Source organism: Pauljensenia hongkongensis (assembly GCF_001746855.1).
Lineage (GTDB): Bacteria > Actinomycetota > Actinomycetes > Actinomycetales > Actinomycetaceae > Pauljensenia > Pauljensenia hongkongensis.
Genome location: NZ_CP017298.1, coordinates 1,989,756 through 1,994,179 on the forward strand (window position 1 = coordinate 1,989,756; position 4,424 = coordinate 1,994,179).

The 4,424-nt window shown below is 72.9% G+C and carries 4 protein-coding genes; 1 reads left to right on the plus strand and 3 read right to left on the minus strand.

Features of this window, described 5'->3' with window-relative positions; translation table 11 throughout:
* Both BH719_RS10240 and BH719_RS08225 read right to left on the minus strand, forming a co-directional pair.
* A partial coding sequence (locus tag BH719_RS10240) for an FAD-binding oxidoreductase (RefSeq protein WP_009744372.1) occupies nucleotides 1-1,076 on the minus strand: 1,076 nt, incomplete at its 3' end.
* Nucleotides 1,077-1,145: 69 nt separating this feature from the next.
* Nucleotides 1,146-1,427 (minus strand): hypothetical protein, encoded by a 282-nt coding sequence (locus BH719_RS08225; protein WP_034218880.1) that lies wholly within the window; start codon nucleotides 1,425-1,427, stop codon nucleotides 1,146-1,148.
* A 260-nt stretch (nucleotides 1,428-1,687) separates the two neighbouring features.
* On the opposite strand from BH719_RS08225, the gene BH719_RS08230 reads away from it, so the two are divergent.
* Nucleotides 1,688-3,181, plus strand: coding sequence for a hypothetical protein (locus tag BH719_RS08230; protein WP_009744374.1), 1,494 nt, complete (start codon nucleotides 1,688-1,690; stop codon nucleotides 3,179-3,181).
* Between the two features lie 61 nt (nucleotides 3,182-3,242).
* On the opposite strand, the gene BH719_RS08235 is transcribed toward BH719_RS08230, so the two are convergent.
* Nucleotides 3,243-4,367, minus strand: coding sequence for an alpha/beta hydrolase (locus tag BH719_RS08235; protein WP_009744375.1), 1,125 nt, complete (start codon nucleotides 4,365-4,367; stop codon nucleotides 3,243-3,245).
* Nucleotides 4,368-4,424: the final 57 nt, after the last annotated feature.

Consider the following 4,424-nt stretch of genomic DNA (forward strand, 5'->3'; position numbering starts at 1 on the left):
CGGATGCGCCACAGGGCGGCCGCCTCGTCGCCGGGCGGGTAGACGACGACGGCGTTGGTGTGGGCGGCCCCGGCGAGCGCGCGTGCGCGGGCCAGGGAGTCCTCGGCGGTCTCGTCGGCGCCGCCCACCTCGCACAGCAGCCACCCGTCGCCGTCGGGCAGTGCGGGGACCGCGCCGGGGCCCTTGTGGCGGCGCACGGCGTCCACGAGGCGCCTGTCCATGCCCTCGACCGCCAGTGGCGAGTGCCCGAGGACGGTGGGCACGTCGTCGGCCGCCTCGATCATTCCGGGGTAGCCCAGGGCCACGAGGACGGGCGCGGTGGGCAGGGGGACCAGGCGGACCGTGACGGACAGCAGCGTGACCAGCGTCCCCTCGGAGCCCGTGAGCATCGCCGCGAGGTTGCGGCCCCCCTCGGGGGTGAGGTGCTCCAGGGAGTAGCCGGACACCTGGCGTCCGAAGGACCCCAGTTCGCGGCGGATGGGAGCCAGGTTGGCGCCGATCAGGGCGGCCAGCCCCGGGACCTCGGGGATCGCGGATCCGTGGCGGGACGAGGCGGTGAAGCGGCGCCCCCGCCCGTCCACGCACTCCATTGAGACGACGTTGTCGCTGGTGCGGCCCCAGGCGGTGGCGTGGGGGCCGCAGGCGTTGTTGCCGACCATGCCGCCGATGGAGGCGCGGTTCTGACTGGAGGGGTCGGGGCCGAAGCGCAGCCCGTGGGCGCGGGCGGCCTCCTGCAGGGTGGAGCCGATGCAGCCGGGCTCGACGGTGGCCGTCCGCGCGCGGGGGTCGATGCTGAGCACGCGGTTCATGTGGCGGGAGAAGTCGATGACGGCACCGGGGCCGATGGAGTTGCCCGCGCACGAGGTTCCCCCGCCGCGCGTGGTGATGGGGACGCCGAGGCCGCGCGCGATCTCCAGGGCGCGCAGCACCTGGTCGGTGTCGCGGGGGAAGACGACGACCTCGGGCGGTATCCGGTAGAGCCCGGCGTCCGTCGAGTAGCGGGCGCGAGTGCCCGTGGAGGCGTCGGCCTCGATTCCCGCTGCGGCGAGCGCGGCCAGTGCTTTCGACCCGTTCATGGTGCCATTGTGGCACTGCGGGGCGGCCCCGGGCCGGAGCGTCCCACTGCGGCCGACGGGGCGGGCGGCTCAGTGCCTTGGGGAGCGGCGCCTGGGGGTGGGGAAGGCGTTGGTGGCCGTGGAGGGCTCGCGGGGAGGCGGCGGGGCGTCCGGGAACGCGGGCTCGCGGTCGGGGAGCGCGGTGTCGGGGTAGGCGGGGGGCTCGGCGCCGCTGGCGAGCACGTGGTCGCTCAGGCTCTTCCCGGTGACGGGGCGGCGGCGGACGACGGGGATGGGGCCGGTGGGGGTGCTCGTCGAAAGGGGGAACCGGGCGCCGCCGGAGTCCTTGGGGTGCGCCGGCGGAGGCGTCATCGGGGGGGCTTTTTCCACTGGTGGTTGCGTCGGCTCGGCGTGGTCCATGTGCTCCATCCTGTTCTTGAGGTGCCCCAGTATAGCCCTTCGCGTATTCTAACCAGGTGGAAGGACGGATCGGGACCGGCGTTGTGCGGACATGCCGGGAAGGCCGTACGTATGCTTACGTGGTATGCATCGCATATGCCTGTGTCGCCCGGGAAATTTGAGGGCGCTGTGAAACAATGAAAGCGAGCACACTTGTCCGAGGGGAGTAGTTGATGGCTCTGTTCGAGTTCGAGGACGGGCACCTCGTCCCCGCGCAGTTCGGATACCCGGTCGCCTCCGAGCTCGACCCCGAGCTGGTCGATGCGGTCTGCCAGCAGGTGCTCCAGATCGTTTCGCGGCCCCTGTTCCCAGTCACCTGGCGCGATGTCACCAGTGACGGCGAGGACGCGCCCCCGCGCCTGACGGCCCTCGATGTCACAGGGCAGGTGGTCTCCGTCGAGATCCTGCAGACGCTGGACTCGAAGACCCTCATCGCCTCGCTGTCGCGCCTGGCCGAGATCGCGGCGCTGTCGTGGGTGGACCTGGCCAACGAGTACCCCAGCGGCCCCGAGGGCTTCCGCGTCGGCTGGAACAAGTTCCGCGAGTCCATGCCCACGGCCGCCGGACCGGGCCCCCGCCTCATCATGGTCGCCGCCGCCATCGAGCCGTCGGTGCGCCCCGCCCTGGACGTCCTGGCCAGCTCGGGCGTGGAGGTCCACGCCATGAGCCTGCGCCAGATGAGCAACGGGCGCCTCTTCCTGGACGTCGACGCCGTCGGCCCCAGGCTCTACGGCATGCACTCCCCGCACCTGGTCGGAGGGGGCCAGGACCAGATCCCGCAGATCGGCGACCGGGGCGCCGATCCGGCGATCGCAGTGCTCGGGGAGTCGCCCTACTTCGGCATCGAGCCGGCGCCGCCCTCCGCCGTCCCAGTGGGCGCGCAGCGCAGCGGGGCCGACCAGGGGCCGGAGTACGGCGACGGGGCGCTCTCCGCCTACGCCTCGGACGCGGCCGGGGGCGCGGACTACGGCGACTACGCCGACGAGGGCGCCTACCCCGACGGGGACGACTACGAGTACGACGACTACGCCGATGGCGGGGCGGAGGAAGGCGCCTACCCAGACGGCGACGGCTACGATTACGGCGACGGGGCCGCAGGCGGCGACGGGGATCCGGATCCCACCGTTTTCAGCGGGCCCAGGACCAAACCCACGCCCCGGCTCAGGGCGCACGGCGCGGTCGCCTACTCCACCGACGAGGAGCCCCCGGCCCCCTTCGTCCCCCAAAGCGACGAGGAGGGGCCCCTCACCGACGGGGGCGCGATGGACGCCGCCGTGGCCTCGTCGGCCGATGTGGAGGCCGATCCCCCCGAGGTGGCGGCCGCGCGCGAGGCGGGCCTGCCGGTCCTGGACCGCGACGAGGACGGGCTGCGGGCGCTCGGGCAGATCCTGGGGGAGGACGTCCCCCTGGTCGCCCGCACCGACCTGCGCATGCCGTCCGACTTGGCGTTGACGGGTTCGGGCGCGATCCGATGCGACGGGCTCACCTACCCCAGTATCGAGATCCTCTTCAACGCGCGGGGCATCGGCGACTACGACGGGTGGAACGAGCTCTACCTGGGCGATCGGCTGGGCCCGACCCTGGCCGAGTCCCTGGCGGAGATCAACCGCGAGATCATGCGCGAGTACGCGGACGCCCCCGCTTATCGGGGCCCTGCCCGCCACTGAGGCCCCGCACCAGCGCGCCGGGCGGGGTGGTGGCGCCCTGTCGCGGGCGGCCGCCGGTGCATCAGGCGAAGGCCTCCAGCCAGCCCCTCATGATCGAGTAGGCGCGGGCGCGCACCGCCGGGTCGGACAGGAAGATGTCGTGCTTGCCCGGCAGCCGCGCGATCGTGACCAGATCCGACAGCGACATTGAGCGCAGCGCGATCACGTCGGCGTCGAGGACGACATCGGAGGAGAACACCCGGGGGGACCACGCCTCGCCCGTGTAGGACGACGTCGACATCATCGACAGCACGGGGCACTCCAGGCGCACCTCCTTCTCGACCGCGTCGTGGCCGGCCATGATGGCGTCCAGCCACGCGGCCGGGACCGGGTAGGACTCGGGCCGTTTCCATTCGCGCGCGTAGTCCCATCCGCTGACCGCGGGGTCCGACGGGGCGGGGGCGGAGTCGGCGCCCTGGTCGTCCTCCCCGTCGCCGGGCCGTCCGCGCAGCTCCTCGGGGAGTTCGAATCCGGAGGCGGCCCACCCTCCCGCGAGGGAGCGGCCGTAGAAGTCGGAGCCCCCCGTGGGCACTTCCCACATGGGCGAGCGCTGGGCGATCTGCCCGATGAAGGGCTGCATCGCCGAGCGCAGAGACGCGAGGGACTGCATCTCCAGCCACGCGGAGTTCAGGACCAGGGCGTGGACCGCGCCCGGGTGGCGGTGCGCCCACAGGGTGGCGATGAGGCCGCCCGTCGAATGGCCCACCAGGACCAGCGGCGCCGAGCGGTGGTCCTCGCGGATGATGTCGAGGGCCTCGCCGATCTCCTCGTCGTAGGTGGTCAGGTCATCCGTGAAGCCGATGGACTGCCACGGGCGCAGGGACCTGCCGTACTTGCGCAGGTCGAGCGCGTAGAACGCCGCCCCCGACGCGGCCGTGTTCTGGGCGAGCTCCGTCTGGAAGAAGTAGTCGTTGCGGCCGTGGACGTACAGCGCGACGAAGCGGGGGAAGCCGAGGGATCCGGGCAGTGCCCCGGGGTCCTTGCGGGGCCGGTAGCGCACCAGGGTGGCGACGTTGTCGCCCTCCTCGTCGGGGAGCAGCTCGATCGTGCGGGACTGGTACGCCGGGCCCAGCAGGTCCTGGCGCCAGCGCCCGACGGGGGCGGGGCCGTCAGCGCCCCACGGCGCCAGGACGTCGTACTCGCTCATAGGCCAAGAGTAGGGCGTCGGAGCCGGTTCGGCCCGCGGTGCGCCAGGGGCAGGGGG

Coding starts and splice junctions, on each gene's coding strand:
- BH719_RS08225 (WP_034218880.1), bottom strand. CDS start 1,427: ATGACGCCTCCGCCGGCGCACCCCAAGGACTCCGGCGGCGCCCGGTTC.
- BH719_RS08230 (WP_009744374.1), top strand. CDS start 1,688: ATGGCTCTGTTCGAGTTCGAGGACGGGCACCTCGTCCCCGCGCAGTTC.
- BH719_RS08235 (WP_009744375.1), bottom strand. CDS start 4,367: ATGAGCGAGTACGACGTCCTGGCGCCGTGGGGCGCTGACGGCCCCGCC.